General features: G+C 46.7%; 20 protein-coding genes and 1 tRNA gene. 15 read left to right on the top strand and 6 right to left on the bottom strand.

The features are described 5' to 3' along the window. The first annotated feature begins 2 nt into the window (after positions 1-2). From D8S93_RS08270 to D8S93_RS08220, 11 genes are read left to right on the top strand one after another with little or no spacing between them, the layout of a single operon-like run. Positions 3-371, top strand: coding sequence for a hypothetical protein (locus D8S93_RS08270; protein ID WP_021449611.1), 369 nt, complete (start codon positions 3-5; stop codon positions 369-371). Further along, complete coding sequence (locus tag D8S93_RS08265; protein ID WP_258686016.1) at positions 364-2,070, top strand: glycosyltransferase family 2 protein; 1,707 nt, start codon at positions 364-366, stop codon at positions 2,068-2,070. The genes D8S93_RS08270 and D8S93_RS08265 overlap by 8 nt, the downstream gene beginning before the upstream one ends. Further along, complete coding sequence (locus tag D8S93_RS08260) at positions 2,054-3,607, top strand: HAL/PAL/TAL family ammonia-lyase (protein ID WP_152812735.1); 1,554 nt, start codon at positions 2,054-2,056, stop codon at positions 3,605-3,607. The genes D8S93_RS08265 and D8S93_RS08260 overlap by 17 nt, the downstream gene beginning before the upstream one ends. Next, positions 3,607-4,053 (top strand): acyl-CoA thioesterase, encoded by a 447-nt coding sequence (locus tag D8S93_RS08255; RefSeq protein ID WP_152812733.1) that lies wholly within the window; start codon positions 3,607-3,609, stop codon positions 4,051-4,053. The genes D8S93_RS08260 and D8S93_RS08255 overlap by 1 nt, the downstream gene beginning before the upstream one ends. Continuing rightward, positions 4,053-4,673: a LolA family protein gene (locus D8S93_RS08250; RefSeq protein ID WP_152812731.1), complete on the top strand. Its 621-nt coding sequence runs from the start codon at positions 4,053-4,055 to the stop codon at positions 4,671-4,673. Before D8S93_RS08255 ends, D8S93_RS08250 begins: the two co-directional genes overlap by 1 nt. After that, positions 4,645-6,987, top strand: coding sequence for an MMPL family transporter (locus D8S93_RS08245; RefSeq protein WP_152812730.1), 2,343 nt, complete (start codon positions 4,645-4,647; stop codon positions 6,985-6,987). Before D8S93_RS08250 ends, D8S93_RS08245 begins: the two co-directional genes overlap by 29 nt. Beyond that, positions 6,984-7,595 (top strand): DUF3261 domain-containing protein, encoded by a 612-nt coding sequence (locus D8S93_RS08240; RefSeq protein WP_152812728.1) that lies wholly within the window; start codon positions 6,984-6,986, stop codon positions 7,593-7,595. The genes D8S93_RS08245 and D8S93_RS08240 overlap by 4 nt, the downstream gene beginning before the upstream one ends. 20 nt (positions 7,596-7,615) lie before the next feature. After that, on the top strand, positions 7,616-8,803 hold the full coding sequence (locus D8S93_RS08235; RefSeq protein WP_152812725.1) for a beta-ketoacyl-[acyl-carrier-protein] synthase family protein: 1,188 nt from the start codon (positions 7,616-7,618) through the stop codon (positions 8,801-8,803). Further along, entirely contained in the window at positions 8,796-9,260 is a 465-nt protein-coding gene (locus D8S93_RS08230; RefSeq protein ID WP_152812723.1) for a hotdog family protein, read from the top strand. Before D8S93_RS08235 ends, D8S93_RS08230 begins: the two co-directional genes overlap by 8 nt. Further along, positions 9,257-9,982, top strand: a complete 726-nt coding sequence (gene fabG, locus D8S93_RS08225; protein ID WP_047123143.1) for a 3-oxoacyl-ACP reductase FabG — start codon at positions 9,257-9,259, stop codon at positions 9,980-9,982. Before D8S93_RS08230 ends, fabG begins: the two co-directional genes overlap by 4 nt. After that, complete coding sequence (locus D8S93_RS08220; protein ID WP_152812721.1) at positions 9,979-11,202, top strand: beta-ketoacyl-ACP synthase; 1,224 nt, start codon at positions 9,979-9,981, stop codon at positions 11,200-11,202. Before fabG ends, D8S93_RS08220 begins: the two co-directional genes overlap by 4 nt. Before the next feature lie 94 nt (positions 11,203-11,296). Here D8S93_RS08220 and D8S93_RS08215 read toward each other — a convergent pair whose 3' ends face one another. Continuing rightward, positions 11,297-12,988 (bottom strand): class I SAM-dependent methyltransferase, encoded by a 1,692-nt coding sequence (locus D8S93_RS08215; protein WP_152812718.1) that lies wholly within the window; start codon positions 12,986-12,988, stop codon positions 11,297-11,299. Positions 12,989-13,151: 163 nt separating this feature from the next. Beyond that, positions 13,152-13,228, bottom strand: a tRNA-Arg gene (locus tag D8S93_RS08210). Positions 13,229-13,431: 203 nt separating this feature from the next. Between D8S93_RS08210 and folD the strand changes: the two genes are divergently transcribed. Continuing rightward, positions 13,432-14,292 carry a bifunctional methylenetetrahydrofolate dehydrogenase/methenyltetrahydrofolate cyclohydrolase FolD gene (gene folD / locus D8S93_RS08205; protein ID WP_005396027.1) on the top strand — a complete coding sequence of 287 codons (861 nt, stop codon included), beginning with the start codon at positions 13,432-13,434 and terminating at the stop codon, positions 14,290-14,292. Between the two features lie 67 nt (positions 14,293-14,359). On the opposite strand, the gene D8S93_RS08200 is transcribed toward folD, so the two are convergent. The 4 genes from D8S93_RS08200 to D8S93_RS08185 form a co-directional block, all read right to left on the bottom strand. Continuing rightward, complete coding sequence (locus D8S93_RS08200; protein ID WP_104969178.1) at positions 14,360-15,559, bottom strand: NupC/NupG family nucleoside CNT transporter; 1,200 nt, start codon at positions 15,557-15,559, stop codon at positions 14,360-14,362. A 256-nt stretch (positions 15,560-15,815) separates the two neighbouring features. Further along, positions 15,816-16,760 (bottom strand): LysR family transcriptional regulator, encoded by a 945-nt coding sequence (locus tag D8S93_RS08195; RefSeq protein WP_017634801.1) that lies wholly within the window; start codon positions 16,758-16,760, stop codon positions 15,816-15,818. A gap of 91 nt (positions 16,761-16,851) precedes the next feature. Beyond that, positions 16,852-17,823 carry a lytic transglycosylase domain-containing protein gene (locus D8S93_RS08190; protein WP_046874238.1) on the bottom strand — a complete coding sequence of 324 codons (972 nt, stop codon included), beginning with the start codon at positions 17,821-17,823 and terminating at the stop codon, positions 16,852-16,854. 48 nt (positions 17,824-17,871) lie between these two features. Next, complete coding sequence (locus D8S93_RS08185) at positions 17,872-18,153, bottom strand: YcgL domain-containing protein (RefSeq protein WP_005382303.1); 282 nt, start codon at positions 18,151-18,153, stop codon at positions 17,872-17,874. A 197-nt stretch (positions 18,154-18,350) separates the two neighbouring features. Between D8S93_RS08185 and minC the strand changes: the two genes are divergently transcribed. Genes minC through minE form a run of 3 tightly spaced genes read left to right on the top strand, consistent with a single transcriptional unit; the run spans position 18,351 to position 20,109 of the window. Then, on the top strand, positions 18,351-19,013 hold the full coding sequence (minC, locus tag D8S93_RS08180) for a septum site-determining protein MinC (protein WP_005382304.1): 663 nt from the start codon (positions 18,351-18,353) through the stop codon (positions 19,011-19,013). Between the two features lie 17 nt (positions 19,014-19,030). Next, entirely contained in the window at positions 19,031-19,843 is an 813-nt protein-coding gene (minD, locus tag D8S93_RS08175; RefSeq protein WP_005388331.1) for a septum site-determining protein MinD, read from the top strand. A 2-nt stretch (positions 19,844-19,845) separates the two neighbouring features. Continuing rightward, positions 19,846-20,109, top strand: a complete 264-nt coding sequence (gene minE, locus D8S93_RS08170) for a cell division topological specificity factor MinE (RefSeq protein ID WP_005396037.1) — start codon at positions 19,846-19,848, stop codon at positions 20,107-20,109. Positions 20,110-20,170 lie beyond the last annotated feature (61 nt).

Here is a 20,170-nt window from a genome sequence, read left to right as displayed (position 1 = left end):
ACATGGATAAAAGAAAACCAACTATTCAGAATATTGAAGTGAGTGACCACACCGCAGAGCTGTCGCTGCGTGTGGATGCTGACATCTTAGATTTCCAAGGTCATTTCAGTCACTTCCCTCTTTTACCCGGCGTCACTCAAATTGACTGGGCGTTGTTCTACGCCGTTCAATATTTGAATACTCCCAAGGTATTTAAAGGAATGGAAGTCATCAAATTTCAAGAGCCGATTCTGCCAAACGCCGACGTTTGTCTCTCACTCTCTTGGGACAATGAGCGCGAGAAATTGACCTTTAAGTACACATCGAAAAACGGTGAAACCTTGGTGACTCACTCTTCAGGCAAAATGAAACTGGGTGAGTCACGTGAGTGATTACCGTCCCTGCTTTTTAATTCCTTGCTACAACCACGGCAGCACAATTGCAGACGTGGTTGCATCGTTATCCTCTTTCGATTTGCCAGTGCTGGTCGTGGACGACGGCAGCAATGAATACACCAAACAAGCGCTTTCAGCTTTGAGTGAGCAAGGACTGATAAAACTGATTAGTTTGAGCGAAAACCAAGGTAAAGGTGGCGCGGTAATGGCAGGCCTACATCAAGCTCACCAGCTTGGTTTTACGCACGCCATTCAAATCGACGCAGACGGTCAACACGACCTAGAAGCATTGCCGAAGTTGCTCAGCGCCAGCAAAACAAAACCAGATAACCTGATTTCGGGCCAACCGATATACGACGAGAGCGTACCTAAATCCCGTTTGTATGGTCGCTACGCTACGCACGTTTGGGTGTGGATAGAAACCTTGTCACTGTCTATCAAAGACAGCATGTGCGGTTTTCGCGCCTACCCAGTGGCGAAAACGGTCGCCGTGTTGAACAAGTACAACATCGGCAAACGCATGGATTTTGATATCGAGATTCTGGTGCGAATGTACTGGGAAGGCGTCGATATTGCTTTTGTTCCAACGCGCGTGATCTACCCTGAAGGTGGCATTTCCCACTTCGACGCATTGTGGGATAACGTCAAGATAAGCTGGATGCACACTCGACTATTTTTTGGCATGTTGCCGCGCATCCCTTCGCTACTCGCAAGAAAGTGCCGTCACACAGACGACAGTAATGCCCACTGGTCGAAACGAAAAGAACAAGGCACGATTTTAGGCATCAAAACCTTACTCGCGGTTTACCGCTTATTCGGCAGAAAAGCGTTCGACCTGATTTTGAAGTTAGTCATGCGCTACTACCACTTCACGGGTAAATCTGCCCGTGAAGCGTCTGAGATTTACCTGCAAAACTTGCAGCGCTACGCAGCGCAGCAGAACATCGCACTGCCAAAACAGTTGGACAGCTATCATCATCTACTTTCTTTTGGGCAAACCATGCTCGACAAACTGGCAGCATGGCAAGGTGACTTTAATGTCGACAACCTAACCATTCACGGCCAACATCATTTCGAAGAGATGGCGCAGAAAAAACAAGGCGTGGTCATTTTGGGCTCGCACCTTGGCAACATCGAACTCTGCCGCGCGCTTGGTCGTCGACATTCTCATGTCAAAATCAATGCCTTGGTATTTACCCAACACGCTGAACAATTTAATGCGGTAATGAAGGCGGTAAACCCAAATTCGGAACTGAATCTGATTCAAGTCAGCTCAATGGGACCAGACACCGCGATTCTGCTTCAACAAAAAATCGAGCAAGGCGAATGGGTAGTGATCGTTGGCGATCGCACTTCCACCAGCAAAGAAAATCGTGTCGTTTGGGCAGATTTTCTTGGTAAACCCGCACCATTCCCGCAAGGCCCATTCATGCTAGCCTCGGTATTAAAAGCGCCGGTTTACCTACTCTTCGGCCTACGCGACGACGAAGCAAACACTCCGCATTTTAATGTGTACTTTGAACACTTTAGTGACCAAATCACGCTACCGCGCAAGGAGCGTCAGCAGGCACTAGAACACGTTGTTCAACAGTACGCACACAGATTAGAACACCACACACTGCAAGCGCCGTTACAGTGGTACAACTTTTTTAACTTCTGGACTTTAAGTAATCAGCCACATGACAAACAACAATAATCACAACATCACTTTTGGTGCCCAATCTTTAACCATCGAAGATGTCGTTGCCATTGCTCAAGGTGCAAAGGCAAACATGAACACCTCGCCAGAATTTACCGCGAAAATCGATCGTGGCGTGGCGTTTCTGGAACGATTACTGAAAGAAGAAGGCGTTATTTACGGCGTGACCACGGGTTACGGCGATTCATGCACTGTGGCGATTCCACCCGCGCTTGTAGATGAACTTCCGTTGCACCTTACGCGCTTCCATGGCTGTGGCTTAGGTCAAATCCTCTCTCATGAGCAAGCTCGCGCGGTGTTGGCGACACGTTTATGTTCATTGTCGCAAGGCGTATCTGGCGTGTCTCACGATCTGTTGAACCAAATCGTTACGCTTATCAACCACGACATTGCGCCGCGTATTCCACAAGAAGGCTCGGTGGGCGCAAGCGGCGATTTAACGCCTCTGTCTTACCTAGCGGCGACCTTAATTGGCGAGCGTGAAGTGCTTTACAGAGGCGATGTGCGACCAACACAAGAAGTGTTTGCAGAGCTGGGCATTGAGCCAATTCGCCTAAAACCAAAAGAAGGTTTGGCGTTAATGAACGGTACATCCGTGATGACTGCCCTCGCCTGTCTTGCCTACAAACGCGCAGAATACCTAGCGCAGCTATGCACCAAGATTACCGCGATGGTCTCTGTGGGTATGCAAGGTAATGACTTCCACTTTGATGAAGCGCTGTTTGCGGTAAAACCTCACCCTGGTCAACAGCAAGTTGCGGCTTGGCTACGTGATGATCTCAATGCTGAGCGTCCGCCACGCAATAGCGACCGACTGCAAGATCGCTACTCGCTGCGTTGTGCGCCACACGTGATTGGCATGGTGCAAGACTCCCTGCCTTGGCTACGTCAATTGATTGAGAATGAACTAAATAGTGCCAACGACAATCCAATTATCGATGGCGACAACGAGCGCGTTCTCCACGGCGGTCACTTCTACGGTGGTCATATCGCAATGGCGATGGATACGTTGAAAGTGAACATTGCCAACTTGGCTGATTTGCTGGACCGTCAGATGGCGCAACTGATGGATTACAAGTTCAATAACGGCCTGCCGTTTAACTTAACCGGTGCAGAAGGCGAGCGTAAACCGATCAACCACGGCTTTAAAGCGGTTCAGATTGGTATCTCAGCTTGGACGGCAGAAGCGTTGAAAAACACCATGCCAGCGAGCGTTTTTTCTCGCTCAACCGAATGTCACAACCAAGACAAAGTGAGCATGGGCACCATTGCGGCTCGTGACTGCCTACGCGTACTTGAGTTAACAGAGCAAGTTGCTGCGGCTTCACTCCTAGCAAGCGTTCAAGCGGTTGAGGTTCGTCGTCGTCATAACGAATTGGACGAACACCACATGAGTCAGAGTTTGCGAGTAATTCGTGACGCCGTGCTGAGCGAGTTTGAGTTTGTGATTGAAGATCGCCCATTGGAACAAGATTTGCGTCATTTCATTGAACGCATTCAGCAACGTCATTGGCCACTCTACGCGGAGGTATAATGCAAGAGCAGGTTCTCTACCCATTAGAAGCGGAGGTGACTATGGTCACCTCATTCCAAGATGCTGACCCGATGGGCGTGATTTATCACGGCAACTTCTTTCGGTATTTTGAAGAAGCGCGTCGTGTGCTGATGGAGAAGATCCAATACAGCTATCGCGATATGCAAGACTCTGGGTATATGTGGCCGATCATCGACACGCGCGTTAAATACGTGAAGGCGATTCCGTTTAATCACACCATTCGTATTACCGCGCAACTCACTGAGTGGGAAAACCGCTTACGTGTGGATTACGTGATTTACGACGCCGAAACGAATCAACGTATGTGCAAAGCGCACACGACCCAAGTCGCCGTATCCATTGAAAAGCAAGAGATGTGCTTTGTTTCTCCAGCAATCTTTTTAGATAAAGTAGAGCAATGGCATCACCATGGGAGCCTGAACTAATGCAAAAGTGGTTACTCTCTTTTTTGCTGATATTGTCTGTTTCAGTACTGGCCACACCGGCAGCAAACGTAACGGATTTGGCATCGCTTCAGCAGCAGTTGTCTCAGCATGAAATCGTGCGCGGAGATTTTACGCAGCAGCGTCATCTGGAAATGTTCAGTCAACCTTTAACCTCTAAAGGTCAGTTCACACTGAGCAAAACACATGGCTTGTTGTGGCAACAAGCAGAACCTTTCGCAGTCAATTTGGTATTGACGGAAAACAAACTTCGTCAGACTTTTGCCGACCAAGCTCCGAAAACGATCTCTGCAGAAGAAAACCCAATGGCGTTCTACTTTAGCCATGTGTTTTTATCCGTGTTCCACGGGGATACTTCTGCACTGCAAGAACAATTCACACTCGATTTTTCAGTTGAGAACAATCAGTGGCAGCTCATTTTAGAGCCAAAACAGTCGCCATTAAATGCAGTGTTTAAAGCCATCACCCTTTCAGGTAAAACGCACATTGATCGCCTAACCCTACAAGAGCTGCGTGGCGATAAAACCGAAATTACGTTTACGAACCAGACCTCTCTACCTCAGGAACTCACGGATGCCGAAGTCGCTCAATTCCGTTTCTAAACTCAGTCTCGGCACTCATACCTTTGCTCTGGTTTGGCTCAATCTCGTTGTTTTAGCGGGCGCGTTGCTACTCAAACAATGGGTTTGGAGTGCAGAATCTCCGATTGAGACCAACATTTTAAAACTGCTGCCGAAGAATCAGCAAAACCCGGTGGCTGAGCAAGCCTTTGAGTCGGTCTCGGCAAGTATGAGCGACAAAGTCATTTTCGTGATCACAGCGCCGGACAAAAATGCCCTTTTTGCAGCGGCCGCTGAATTTGATAAGGGGTTACGCCAAAGTAATCATTTTCGCGATGTGGTAGGAAAAATCTCACCTCAAGAACAGCAAGCTTGGGCGAGTTACTACTTTAAGCACCGATTCCAATTGCTGACGTCTGAACAACGAGAACGTTTAAGCCAAAACCCAGAACAGCAAGTACAGCATGTGATTCAGTCGCTGTATAACCCGTTTTCTGGAGTGACCGGACAAGAGTTACAAAATGACCCTTTCTTGCTATTTCGTGATTATTTAAGCCAAGTTACCCAGCAATCGTCCTCTTTCCGATTGGATAACGGCTATCTGTCCGTCGAAAAAGACGGTGCTCAATACTTGCTTATTACTGCCGAACTAAAAGACTCGCCTTATAGCCTAACTGGGCAGCTTGCAGTCCCTGATATTCAAGCGCTAGAACACAGCGTCGCGCAGAAATATGGCGCTGAAGTCGCACATACTGGCGTTCTATTTTACGCCGACTTTGGTACGCAAAGTGCAAAATCGGAGATCAGTACCATCGGTGTGTTCTCTCTGCTCGGTATCATTGCATTGTTCGTGTTGGTCTTTCGTAGTGTGATGCCACTGTCTCTGGCACTGCTTTCCATCACCATTGGTTTGCTCGTTGCGTTGTCCGTTACGACGTGGATTTTTGGAAAAGTCCATTTGTTCAGCTTAGTGTTTGGCGCAAGTTTAATCGGTGTGTCTATCGACTACGCATTCCACTACCTAACGGAACGTCTTGCGGCGGGAAATGAATGGGATAGCGAGCAAGGGTTAAAGCATATTTTCATAGCTATCACACTTGGCTTAATCACCAGTTTGATCGGCTATTTGGGCATGTTAGTGGCACCGTTTCCTGGTTTGCAGCAGCTTGCGCTGTTTTCATCCATTGGTCTGATTGCCGCTTACATCACCGTGGTGGCTTGGTATCCGATACTGGCTCGTAACCCATCGCGCACCATTTCGAATTTACCGGGACAATCACTGTTGGCGAAATGGTTAACGCTTTGGAATCAACCTCGAATTAAAGTCGGATTACCGATGTTATGTGTGGTTGCGAGTGGCTTTTTCTTGCTGCAATTGAACTACGATGACGACATTCGTCTGCTGCAAACGATGCCGAACGATCTCAAGCAGCAAGAAACCTTGATTACGACGCTCAGTGGCATGCAATCTTCACAGCAAATGCTGGTCGTTACCGCCGACGATGACGAAAACCTAATGAAAAAGCTGGAGTCTTTGACGCCAACTTTAGAAGCGTGGAAAGCGGACAGCACCATCGAAAGCTACCAGAGTCTGAGTCGCTACTTGAGCTCAGTGGAACGTCAGCAACAAGACTATCAATTGATTCGCGATCTTTACGCGACACAATCCAGCCCACTTGCATCCGGGCTGGGCTTAAGTAAAAAGCCCAAAATGGACACCGACTTTATCCCTGTTACGGTTGAGCAGTACTTGCAAAACCCGGTATCAGCGCCTGTACGTTTTCTTCATTTGGGTAAGATCAAAGGAAAATCGGCAACGGTTGTGGTGTTAAACCAATTGCAAGACTCCGCTGTTGTTAAGGCATTTGCTAAATCACAGTCTGATGTTGTCTACCTAAACAAAGCAGAAGAAATCTCCGCCCTATTTGGTGAATACCGAATCAAAATCATGGAGCTATTGGTAGCCGCCAGTGCTGTGATCTTTCTGGTGTTAATCAAGCGGTACGGTCTGCAACACAGTTGGCGAGTTTTACTGCCATCATTGATTGCTTGCGCGTGCGGTCTGGCAACTGCTGTCGCGATGGGAACAACATTAAACCTGTTCAACTTGCTTGGCTTGGTGCTCATTCTTGGTATAGGGATCGATTATACTCTGTTCTTTGCCGAGAAAGCCCGCAGTGTGAGCACACTATTGGCGATCACCCTTTCGGCAATAACCACTGTGCTGTCATTTGGGTTGCTGTCACTAAGCCAAACTCACGCGATTCACAGTTTCGGCATTACGGTGTTAAGTGGTATTTTTGTCGCTTGGCTACTCTCTCCGATTGCGATTAAAACAGAGGAAACGACGTCATGATTTTTAACCATGCTTTTCGCTGCGCGACGTTAATCGCACTGAGTCTATTTTTAAGTGCATGCAGCTTGGTACCTCACCAATCGACGCCTCAGGTCGACATTGACGAGCACACCCAAGTTAGCTTGCCCACTCCCGCAAGCTTGGGCTATCAGTTGTCTGCCAGTCAGTTAATTACGGCTTCTTGGGCAATAGATGGTAAAACCACATCTGAGCAACTTCCGGTACAACTGCAAGTAACCAACAACGAAGTGGTGCTGGCAGGCTTCTCATCCTGGGGGACAAGAGTACTGTCATTGTCTTACGATGGAGAACAAATCCAAACCGAAGTACTCAACGGTTTACAAGGTTCGCTACCGCAGCCAGAACAGGTATTATTTAACCTGATGATCACGCTCTGGCCGAGTTCCGCTTGGGAAGGATCGTTAAATGAGGTAAGGTGGCGAATTATTGATAAAAATAATTCTCGCGCCATCTTTGATAGCGACGGTGAAAAGATCATTGAGATTCAATACAGCTCTTCGAACAAGTTAGAGGGTGAGATTGATTTTCATCACCTCAAACATCAGTTTTCAATTTCTATTCAAACACTGCAACATCAGATTAATTAAGAACAATTTAGAATAACAATATGCCTATTCGCTCTTCTCAACCTTTGTATATTCAGGCCTGTGGCTTTCACTCTGCCATGGGACAAGATGACGCGCTCATCCATCAGTGTTTATCGGGAGCGAAGCCATCCAACATGGTGGTTGACCAAGATATTTTAAATTCAGGCCGCCAAACAGTAATCGGTCGAATTGCACAGACGTTACCGCAATTACCGACCGCACTCAGCCAGTTTGATACGAGAAACAACCGCCTCGCACTGTCAGCTTTGCAGCAAATCGAAAGCGACGTGCGTGAAGCCATTGCTAAATATGGTCGTGACCGTATCGCAGTCGTGATCGGCACCAGCACATCTGGCATTTCAGATGGCGAAATCGCATTTGGCGAAAAGCTGGCAAGCGGTGAGTTTCCTGCCGACTACCATTACACCAAACAAGAGCTTGGCAACTGCAGCGATTTTATTGCCACCTACTTTGATTTGAGCGGCCCACATTACTCAGTTTCAACCGCTTGCTCTTCTAGTGGTCGTGTCTTTTTAACCGCGCAACGCCTGATTCGCTCTGGCATTGTTGATGCAGTCATTGTAGGTGGCGTGGATACCATTTGTCGCCTAACGCTAAACGGCTTTAACGGTTTAGAAGCTCTATCCGATACCCTTTGTAAGCCGTTTGACCAACATCGCAACGGCATCAATATCGGCGAAGCCGCAGCATTAATGTTGCTAAGCAAAACACCTGCGCCCGTTGCTCTTCTCGGAGCTGGCGACAGCTCAGACGCACACCATATTTCCGCACCACATCCAGAAGGGTTAGGCGCAGAAGAAGCGATGAAAAAAGCGTTGGCCAATGCAGGACTTACAGCGCAAGACATTGGTTACATCAACGCGCATGGCACAGCAACGCCGTTAAACGATGCGATGGAAAGCAAAGCCATTCATCGCTGCTTTGGTGACTCCGTCCCTGTGAGCTCTACAAAGCCACTTACCGGACACACATTAGGCGCTGCAAGTGCAACGGAAGCCGCTATCGCTTGGCATATTCTCAAGTACAACCTTGACTTGCCAATGCAACACTGCGAAACCAAAGCAGACGATATCCATATATCGTTAGTTGAGACGCCAACCAAACTGGGTAACAAAGCGATTCTCAGTAACTCTTTTGCTTTTGGTGGCAATAATATTAGTCTTATTTTTGGTTACGCTCATGACTAAACTTCCTCCCATCGAACAACTTTTGCCACACGACAAACCAATGATCTTGGTTGATCGTGCGATGGATGTTCAACAAGATACGATTCACTGTCAGGTTGATATCGCAGAACACAATCCGTTCTTCGACTCGGCATCACACACCGTGCCAGCTTACGTTGGCATTGAGTTTATGGCGCAATCTGTCGCGGCGTGGTCTGGTTACCACGCATTAATGAAAGAACAAGCGCCACCGATTGGCTTTTTGCTTGGTAGCCGTCGATACACTTCTGAATGCGATGCGTTTTCTCACGGACAAGTACTCGATGTGTATGCCGAAAAAGTCATGGAAGATAACGGTATGGCGGTATTTTCTGCCCGTATTGAGCTACAAGGAACTGTTGTAGCGACTTGCCAATTGAACGTTTACGTTCCATCAGAAGAAAAATTACAAGAAATGAAAATCAGGAGTCAACAATGACCCGACAAGTCCTCGTTACAGGTGCCAGCAAAGGCATCGGTAAAGCCATTGCCGTTCAGTTAGCCAAAGATGGTTTCCAAATCATCGTCCACTACATGGGCGATCAACTAGGCGCGCAAGATACCCTAGACACCATCGAACAACATGGGGGTAGCGGTCGTCTTATCCAATTCGACATCAGTGACCGCGCAGATTGTCGTGAGAAGCTAGAAGCCGATATCGCCGAACACGGCGCTTACTATGGCGTCGTGAACAACGCTGGCATCACAAAAGATACCGCTTTCCCTGCGATGACCGAAGAAGAATGGGATGGCGTGATTCATACCAACCTAGATAGCTTTTACAATGTTCTTCACCCTTGTGTTATGCCAATGGTGCAAAAACGCAAAGGCGGCCGAATTGTTACGCTTGCATCAGTCTCTGGCCTGATGGGTAACCGCGGTCAAACTAACTACAGCGCAGCGAAAGCGGGCGTAATTGGTGCAACAAAATCACTCGCACTTGAACTGGCAAAACGCAAAATCACCGTCAACTGTGTTGCTCCGGGGCTTATCGACACAGGCATGGTAGACGAACACGTAAAAGAACACGCGATGCCGCAAATTCCTTTGCGCCGCATGGGAGAGCCAGAAGAAGTCGCTGGTTTAGTCAGTTACCTTATGTCTGACATCGCAGGCTATGTAACTCGCCAAGTCATTTCGGTAAACGGAGGCCTAGTATGAGCCGTCGAGTTGTTGTAACCGGAATGTCGGGCGTGACTGCGTTTGGTAACGATTGGCAATCTGTCGAGCCAAAACTGCGTGACTGCCAGAACGCGACGCAATACATGCCTTCTTACGAACAGTATGATGGTTTGAACACCAAGCTCGTGGCACCAATTTTAGATTTTGAACTGCCAAAGCACTACAAGCGCAAACAAGTACGTGGCATGGGGCGTGTTTCCAAATTAGCGACCGTCGCAACAGAAAACGCGCTAAGCCAAGCAGGTTTGATTGGTAACGACGTACTCACCAATGGCCAAACGGGTATCGCATACGGCTCATCAACAGGCAGTACTGACGCAATCGGCGCATTTGGTGTCATGCTGAATGAGAAAACCACTAAAGCGATCACCGCAACGACTTACGTGCAGATGATGCCGCACACTACGGCAGTGAACGTTGGTCTATTTTTCGGTTTGAAAGGCCGAGTGATCCCAACCAGCAGTGCATGTACCTCCGGCAGCCAAGCAATCGGCTACGCCTACGAAGCGATCAAGCACGGCTACCAGACAGTAATGGTTGCTGGTGGCGCTGAAGAATTGTGCCCAACGGAATCCGCTGTCTTCGATACCCTTTTTGCCACCAGTCTGAAGAATGAAGACCCGAAAAGCACACCAAGACCTTATGACTCCGATCGCGATGGTTTGGTGATTGGTGAAGGTGCGGGAACACTGGTTCTGGAAGAGTACGAACACGCCGTCGCTCGTGGCGCGAAAATCTATGCAGAAATTATAGGTTTTGCCAGCAACTGTGATGCCGCACACGTCACTCAACCACAGATGGAAACCATGCAAATCTGTATGGAAATGGCTTTGCAAAACGCGGGGATTACTGCTGAGAAGATCGACTATGTATCTGCTCACGGCACTGCCACCGACCGCGGCGATATTGCAGAAAGCAACGCAACAGCGAATGCTCTGGGCAAAGTGCCAATCAGCTCACTCAAGAGTTACTTTGGCCACACACTAGGCGCGTGTGGCGCAATTGAAGCGTGGCTAGGTTTAGAAATGATGCACACGGGTTGGTTCAACCCAACGCTCAACCTAGAAAACCTCGACGAGCAATGTGGCGATTTAGACTACATTGCCGGACAAGGCCGAGAGCTGGACGTGAGATATTTGATGAGTAACAACTTCGCCTTTGGCGGCATCAACACCTCCATCATCTTTAAAAAGATGTAATGCCCTTAATAAATGCAAAAGCGCTGGTTAACCAGCGCTTTTTTATTGGTTGCCTATCAGGTTCATATATCACGCTGTAACGGCAAACAAGACATTACCATTCCGCGATACAAAGGCGACTTTTAACACCACGAATTTGTAATCCCATCGCTTCAAAGACATGCTCAAAATCTTGGCAAGATGCAGGCACATTAGGTAGCGACAATGAAGCCTCGGTAAAAAATGTACGACTCAAATTATCCGTCTCTCCCCAAGCTAACTGCCACCAATCCAAAATTCGCGGCTTGGATGCGTTTAATCGATAGCTAGCAGGAATACGATCACGCTTGTTTAGGTTTTCAACCTTAGATGTTGGTAGTAAGTTCCACTTATCATTGTTGGGCCAATAAGCAAAAGGCAAACAGTGATCAACGTGATACTCATTTCGTAATTTGCTTCCACTCCATACACTGACAATGTCGCAATGGCTGAGCTTCAACTGTTCAATTCTCTTTCGCACGACTCGCGTATCATGGTCTTTATCAATCCAGACCAAACAATCATGATACGTTTGCAGTGGAATACCCCGCTCTTGATTAGACCGAAATCGTTGCATTTCCATAATCCACTGGTTGACCACCAGCGGCTCAATCCAAGAGTTATACAATCGAAAACAATCCCAAAGGCTTTCATCCAACACAAACAGCCCATAACTTTCGAGGAATTCGCTATCCACAACAATTGAACTTTTTGGCTTCTTAGCTGAACGAATCATTTCAAAGTAAGGGTTTGATTTATCACCTTGATAGGTAAAGGTGACGGGACCATCTTTTATGGTTTTTAAGCTGTCTTTTATTGCTTTATCAAGCGCCACTGCATCTTCACCCAAAAATGTCGTGCCTATAGCAAGATCATCAGGACTTAAATGGGAAAGTCTGCCCCAGCCATCGGGCTTTATAAAACCTAGCCCTTTAGACGAGTTCGAGCTTTGCTGGATGTTCTCTTTATCGATTAAACGCTTAAATTGACGAATCCAATATAAGCCAACTAATCCTAATGGGATTGCAACTTTACCTTCGCTGCGATCAACCACTGCACCAGAATGAGCGTCTGCAATACGTAGTAAAGTACGTAGTAGTGCGAGTTTATAGGTAGCCGATTTGGAATCATTGACGATAATGTGGCGAACCTTATTCAGATCACCAGAACCATCATCAGGCAAAGACATCACTACCGTTTGCCAAGATACGCCCGTTCGCTTTAACTGATCATCATCGAGAGATACGTTTCTCACCATTAAAGCGCTATTCTTTGCAAACTTTTCGAGCTCTTCAACCGATACCGGATAAGCTTTACGACCGTCAGAAAAGTCACCGTGACGAAGGCTAATCACCAATCGACCATTAGGCGCTAACAAATTTGCAAGTTTGCGAAATGCACGTTCACGGTGCGTAGGCGCAAGATGCATCCACACCGCACTGACAAGAATTAAATCGAAGCGAAAGCCAAGATTAATGGTTTTCTCAAGCTTAGGTAATGCATCTTCAAGCCAAGTAACGGAATCGCCACAGTAAGACTTACCAAGCCTTAGAAGTGCTTGAGCAGGCTCAATCGCAACAACTTCACACCCATGTTCAGCCATCCATTTCGCGTCTCGACCAGAGCCCGCGCCAACATCTAACACGCGATCTCCAGCCTGGGGCCAGAAAACTCTCCAACTCGCGTGGACATCCTCAAACTGGAGCGATGTGTATTGCTTCGCGAAAGAGTCGGCGTGTTGGTCATAAAAATTAGAAGTGGCAGGCATAAAGACTAACGAAAGATAATTAATATGCGTCCATATTAATTGCTAGAAATTGCAATGGCTAGAATGCCATTCAAAAGTTGTAGATAGAGTGGTAATTACAGCCAAAAACCTAAAAACGACAAAGCCCCGACAACTCAAAGAGTTATCGGGGCTTTTGAATAAATGGCACGCCCTATTGGATTCGAACCAATGACCACATCCTTAGAAGGGACGTGCTCTATCCAGCTGAGCTAAGGGCGCGCTACAGGGACAGGATTATACGAGTTCAAACGGGTAAATCAACGGGTTTTCATAACATTCTGATCTGAATGCCTAAAAAAAGTCCATCAAAACGCTTAATGTTCAAAAACACCACAAAGCAAACGTTTGCGTATGGATGTTAATAAGAAATTCTGCGACAATGCGCCGCAGATAATTTGCCTTCTTAATTTATAAGGAAAGTCATGACTGCTCAAAATATAGACGGAACTCTCATTTCCCAAACTGTTCGATCCGAAGTGGCAGCACGTGTTAAAGCTCGTGTTGAAGCTGGGCTACGTGCCCCTGGTTTAGCAGTGGTTCTAGTTGGTGAAGATCCTGCTTCTCAGGTTTATGTCGGCAGCAAACGCCGCGCATGTGAAGAAGTTGGGTTTGTTTCTAAGTCTTTTGACCTTCCTGCGTCTAGCTCAGAAGAAGAGTTACTAGCGCTGATTGATGAATTAAACAACGATGATGAAATTGACGGCATTCTAGTGCAATTACCCCTTCCTGCGGGCATCGACACAACACATGTTTTAGAGCGCATTCACCCAGAGAAAGACGTGGATGGCTTCCACCCTTACAACGTTGGTCGTCTTGCACAACGTATTCCAAAGCTTCGCTCTTGCACGCCAAAGGGCATCATTACCCTACTAGACCGTTACAACATAGAGCTTCGTGGCAAACATGCTGTTGTGGTTGGTGCATCAAACATTGTTGGTCGTCCAATGACACTTGAACTGCTGCTTGCGGGCTGCACGACAACAACATGTCACCGTTTTACCAAAGACCTAGAGAGTCATGTGCGTCAAGCTGACGTTGTCGTGGTTGCGGTTGGTAAGCCAAACTTCATCCCTGGAGAATGGATTAAGAAGGGTGCAGTGGTTATCGATGTCGGCATTAACCGTCTTGATTCAGGCAAGCTAGTTGGCGACGTGGAATACGATAAAGCACGTGAAAGTGCGAGCTTTATTACTCCTGTCCCTGGTGGTGTTGGCCCAATGACCGTCGCAAGCTTAATTGAGAACACGATGCTCGCTTGCGAGCAGTTCCACACAGACAAATAACGTAAACTTCAGATACGAAAAAGGCTCCGCAAGGAGCCTTTTTGCTAATTGTTGATATCTATTTCAGTTACAGACTTAAAATCACGCCCGCAATAGAAGCGCTCATTAAGTTCGCCATGACACCAGCGATAATCGCACGGAAGCCATGCTTAGAAACAAATGCACGCTTTTCTGGTACCAATGAGCCCAACCCACCAATCAGCATCGCCATGCTTGAGATGTTTGCAAAACCACACAAAGCAAACGTCACGATTGCTTGTGAGTGTTCACTGAGTTGAGACTTCACTTCAGCAAGCTGGATGAAAGCAACGAACTCATTCACCACAATCTTATTACCAATCAGCGAGCCTGCTGTGGTTGCTTCTTGCCATGGTACACCTAATAACCAAGCGACAGGTGCGAATACATACCCTAGGATCAGCTCGAAGCTTAGTGGCGTCCCAACAAGGTCACCAATCCAACCTAGCATGCCGTTTAACATTGCAATGACACTGATGAAAGCCAATAGCGTACCACCTACCGATACAGCAATGCGTACACCCGCCATGGCACCATCGGCTAATGCTTCTACTACGTTGGTTGCACGTGGAATTTCAACTTGGCTAATGTCGATATCTGCTGCTTTATCCGTATCTTCTGGCATTAAAATTTTTGCCATCAGCAAGCCCGCAGGTGCCGACATAAATGCAGCAGCAATAAGATAGTTAAGGTCGACACCCAGTGATGCGTAACCGACCAACGTTCCACCAGCAACTGATGCCAAACCACCTGTCATCACCGCAAAAAACTGCGAGTCAGTCATGTGTTTTAGGTAAGGCTTCACCATCAATGGCGCTTCAATGGTGCCAACAAAGATATTCGCCGTAGCAGACAAAGACTCCGCACGACCGATACCCAGCAGCTTTTGAATACCGCCACCGATAAAGTTGATGATTCTTGGCATCACACCAATGTGATAAAGACCTGAGATAAGAGAGGAGAAGAAAACGATGATACCCAGAACATTGATCGCAAAGGTGAAGCCCCCTGTCGCCAAATTACCGAATAAAAACGCAATGCCCTCTTGACCATAGTTGATCAAATTCGACACTACGCTGCTCACTGAATTCAGCGCATCTCGTCCTGCTGGTACATATAAAACCAACAACGCAAACAGTACCTGCAAAGCAAACGCAAACGACACTGTTCTCAGCTTTATATTTTTTCTATTTGTAGAAAGTAGCCATGCTACGAATAGTATGGCTACGATACCAATAATTGAGTTCATAAAATGAATCCGACAGAAGGGGATATGGAAGGCACCGGATTGTATAGTGGACTCAAAATGCTGCAAGTTGAGGATGTTAACAGTGTGAAAAGTTTAAGCGCCCAATAATTGACCTTAATTATAAGGTATTGAATTATATAAATATAAACGTTTGCTTATTTTTATTATTTCTATATGGAAAAGATGTTTCTAGTTCTGGAAAAATTTTTGTGAAGTGAATCACCTTACGTGCCGTTCAATACCGTCATTGATCCTGTTACTTAGGAATAGAGATGTAAGGCGCTAGACGTTGATCCCAATGACACGGGTTACCGATCTTCTGTTTGATGAAGTTAATCACTGCGGATATTTTTTTGGGCATATGTTGGCGGCTTGGATACACCGCATAAAACGGCATCGACTGGCTGGCTTTCCAATCCGGTAACAATTGTATTAACTTACCCGTCCTAAACTCATCACCCAGCAAGTAAGTGGCAAGGTAGGCAATGCCCCAACCTGCAATGGCTGCATCCCGAACGGCTTCTGCCAGATCCACTGAATAGTTACCCGAGACTTTTACGTTCAATTCTTGCTGATCTTTGGTAAACGCCCACCCCGTATAGTCACGCTCCCAGCTTCTGTATATGAGGCAGTTGTGAGCAGATAGGTCATCCGGTTCTGTTGGCGTGTCATGTTTCAATAAGTAATCTGGCGATGCCGCAACAACAAACTGGCAATCCGTCAAACGCTGCGCAATGTAGCCTTCAGGTAAATGCTCGTTGTTGGTCACCCATAAATCGAGCCCTTCGGCTAACATATCGACCTTATAGTCAAACAAATGCACCTCCACTTGAAGTTGAGGATACAGTTCGCGCAACTCTTGAATTGCAGGGATAATGTGCAAGGTACCGAATGATTGCGACAAACCAAGACGCACTAAGCCTGCCACTTCATCCCGCTGGGTTTCCATCTCTAATGTAGCACTGCTCACCGCTTGTACTACTTGCTCACAGTGATGAAAAAAGGTTTTTCCTGCCTCAGTCGGCGTAAAGCTTCGCGTAGTGCGTTGAACAAGCTTGATACCAAGAGACGCTTCTAGCTGACTCAACTGCTTACTCACATGAGACACCGACACGCCTAAGCTCTTTGCAGCCGCTGTGAAGCTTTTATGTTTAAGAAGAGCGGAGAAAATCACCATTTGTGCGGCACGTTCAGATAACACGCTTTACCTCGATTTGATTATAGGAAAAACAAAGGACTCCGAAGAGCCCTCATATTGAATACTGGATGCCAAATGATTATTTGATAACAGCTCAGTATTTGATTCGGTCAGCCAAGTGACTCACGGCGAGTGCGAAGTAGTAAGAGCGGTTCCACTTCATCAGTACGTTGTAGTTATTGTAAACCAGATACGTACGACCATTTTCGTCGTCCGGCATGATCAACCATGCTTTGATGTCTTCATCCAGTTTTGGCAACGGACTACCATCGTATTTTGTGATGCCAAGTTTGCTCCACTCCTGAAGGTATTTACCTTTTTCAGCCGTGCGCCCTTCTAAGCTGTGATCAATGCCTTTAGGAACTTTCACTTGGCGACCCCAAGTGTATTTGTCATCCCAGCCGGACTTGCTCAAATAGTTAGCGGTTGATGCAAATACGTCGGCTTCAGATTGCCAAATGTCTTTTTTACCATCCCCGTTGCCGTCAGCGGCAAAACGAAGAAAAGAGCTTGGCATAAACTGACATTGCCCCATCGCACCAGCCCATGACCCCTTAAAGTTTTCTAGTTCAATATGGCCTTGATCGAGGATCTGCAATGCCGACATGGTCTCTTTACGGAAAAACTCTTCACGACGACCTTCAAATGCCATTGTCGATAGCGCGTCAATCACTTTGAAGTTACCCGTAAATTTACCAAAGTTACTTTCTACACCCCACAGCGCCACGATAAAGCGAGGCTGCACACCGTACTCATCACCTATACGCTTTAGCTCGGTGTAATGCTCTTTATAGAGCTGTCTGGCTTGCTTCACCTTCCATTCGGGCACCGCGCGAGGAATGTATTCATCCAATGTCAGTTTCTTCTCTGGTTGGTTTCGGTCCGCTTTTACTGCTCGAGGCTTGTACTCAACATTCGCAAAAGCAGCACTAATGACCTGCTCTGAGATACCTTTATCACGCGCTTCAGCACGCAGCTTATTCAAGTATTCATCGAAACCCTCGCTACTTGCAAAAGCCGAGGTACACACACCAACGCTAAGCATGGTAGCCAGTATTTTTTTCATATTGCCCTCCTTGAGCAAGGCAGAAATCCCAGATGAAAAACGATGACGTTATTCGCCTTTCTGCTGGGCTTTTTGTTCTTTGTACTTTTCTAGTAGGTTCTCCGGCGGAGGCGGAACCTGCAAAAAGAAGCCATCATTTTGCAATGAAGCCTTCACTTTTTCGATATCAACTTGTGCCAATTTACGGCCATCAAGTTTAATCGTCATAACAGCGATAGGCTTACCGAACATCTGCATTAAGGTGTCAGGAACCTGTGAAAAATCATCCTTTTTCGGAATATAGAGATAAGTACCTTCTTTTTTCGAGCTTTTATAAATAGAACAAAGCATGACACGCCTTTTATGCTGATTTAGCCGCGTTGAGTGCGGATTAGGTTGAAAACGTCAAATTCTCGCAAACTTAATAGCAAATTTGAGATTAATTCACCTATTTGCCCACGAGAGAACTTGCTGCGTCAAAGGATGAAATATAACATGACAGACCTAGTTTAAGGCAACGCTCTTTCAATAAAGGCAAGAAGTCCACGATGACCCATTCACCAGACCTTAAAGGTAGCAGTTTTACATTGTCAGTTTTACACCTTTCTGACAATGAGATCGCAAAGACTGTCGAATTTTTGCAAGAAAAAGTTTCTCAAGCACCTTCTTTTTTTGCATCCGCGCCTTTGGTAATCAATATAGCAAAAGTACAAGGCGACATTGATTTCCCTAAGCTTAAACAAGGCATCTCAGATGCTGGTTTTATTCCGGTCGGTGTAACGGGCTGTAAAGACAAGCGTGTACAAAATCTTGCTTCCGAAGCTGGCTTCGCCATTATGTCGGCGAGCAAATCACCAAGCCAAGCACCTGCCAAAATGGCACCAACGAAAGTAGTTCGCACGCCTGTTCGATCAGGACAACAGATCTACGCGAAAGATGGTGATTTGGTGGTGTTAGCGCACGTAAGTGCTGGTGCTGAAGTCATCGCTGACGGCTCTATTCATATCCATGGCACACTTCGAGGCCGTGCGATTGCAGGCGCAAGTGGTCAGCAGGAAGCGCGTATTATTTGCCACGATTTACAAGCAGAACTGGTATCCATTGCGGGTGACTACTGGTTAAGCGATCAAATTGAAAGCGAGTACTGGCAAAAGAAAGTAATGATCAGTAAAGCCGATGAATCATTGCATTTAGAAGTTCTCGCGATTTAATCTAAAAAGGAAAAAAAATGGCACGCATTATTGTAGTAACGTCTGGTAAAGGTGGCGTTGGTAAAACCACTTCAAGCGCAGCCATCGCCTCTGGTCTAGCTCTGAAGGGAAAAAAGACCGCGGTGATCGATTTTGATATCGGTTTGCGTAACCTCGACCTAATCATGGGCTGTGAGCGCCGTGTCGTGTATGACTTTGTAAACGTCATTAACGGCGAAGCGACATTAAACCAAGCGCTGATCAAAGATAAGCGCACGGACAACCTATTCATTCTTCCTGCTTCTCAAACTCGTGATAAAGACGCACTGACAAAAGATGGTGTTCAGCGCGTATTCGGCGAACTTGATGAAATGGGCTTTGATTTCATTATTTGTGATTCACCAGCAGGTATCGAGCAAGGCGCATTAATGGCCTTGTACTACGCCGATGAAGCCATTGTCACAACGAATCCAGAAGTCTCTTCTGTGCGTGACTCTGACCGCATTCTCGGTATTTTAGATTCTAAGTCCCTGCGTGCAGAACAAGGGCTAGAGCCAGTAAAACAGCACCTGCTACTGACTCGCTACAACCCATCTCGCGTCACTCAAGGCGAAATGCTAAGCGTTGAAGACGTAGAGGAGATCTTACATATTCCACTACTGGGCGTGATTCCAGAAAGCCAAGCCGTGCTTAACGCGTCAAACAAAGGTGTTCCAGTCACTTTTGACGATAACACCGATGCGGGTATGGCTTATTCTGACACCGTTGATCGCTTATTAGGCAATCAGGTTGAATTTCGTTTCCTTACTGAGGAGAAGAAAGGACTCTTTAAACGACTCTTTGGAGGCTAGACATGTCATTATTAGAATTTTTCCGTCCACAGAAGAAAACTTCTGCGAATCTAGCTAAAGAGCGTTTGCAAATCATTGTTGCTGAGCGCCGCAGCCAAAATGATCCAGCGCCTTCTTACTTACCTCAATTGAAAGAGGACATCTTGAAGGTGATCAGTAAGTACGTGGCAATTGATCCAAATATGGTTGACTTAACATTTGAGCACAAAGACGACGATATCTCAGTTCTTGAGCTCAATGTGAAGCTACCAGACGACGAGAAGTAATCAGTTTCTCTCGCGAGACGAATACTCTAATTAGAACGAAAAAGGTTGGCACCGAGGCCAA

The organism is Vibrio sp. VGrn 2 (assembly GCF_009361695.1).
In the GTDB taxonomy this organism is placed as follows: domain Bacteria; phylum Pseudomonadota; class Gammaproteobacteria; order Enterobacterales; family Vibrionaceae; genus Vibrio; species Vibrio diabolicus.
The sequence above is the reverse complement of the archived record's forward strand: the minus strand, read 5'-3'. Positions and strand labels throughout refer to the sequence as shown.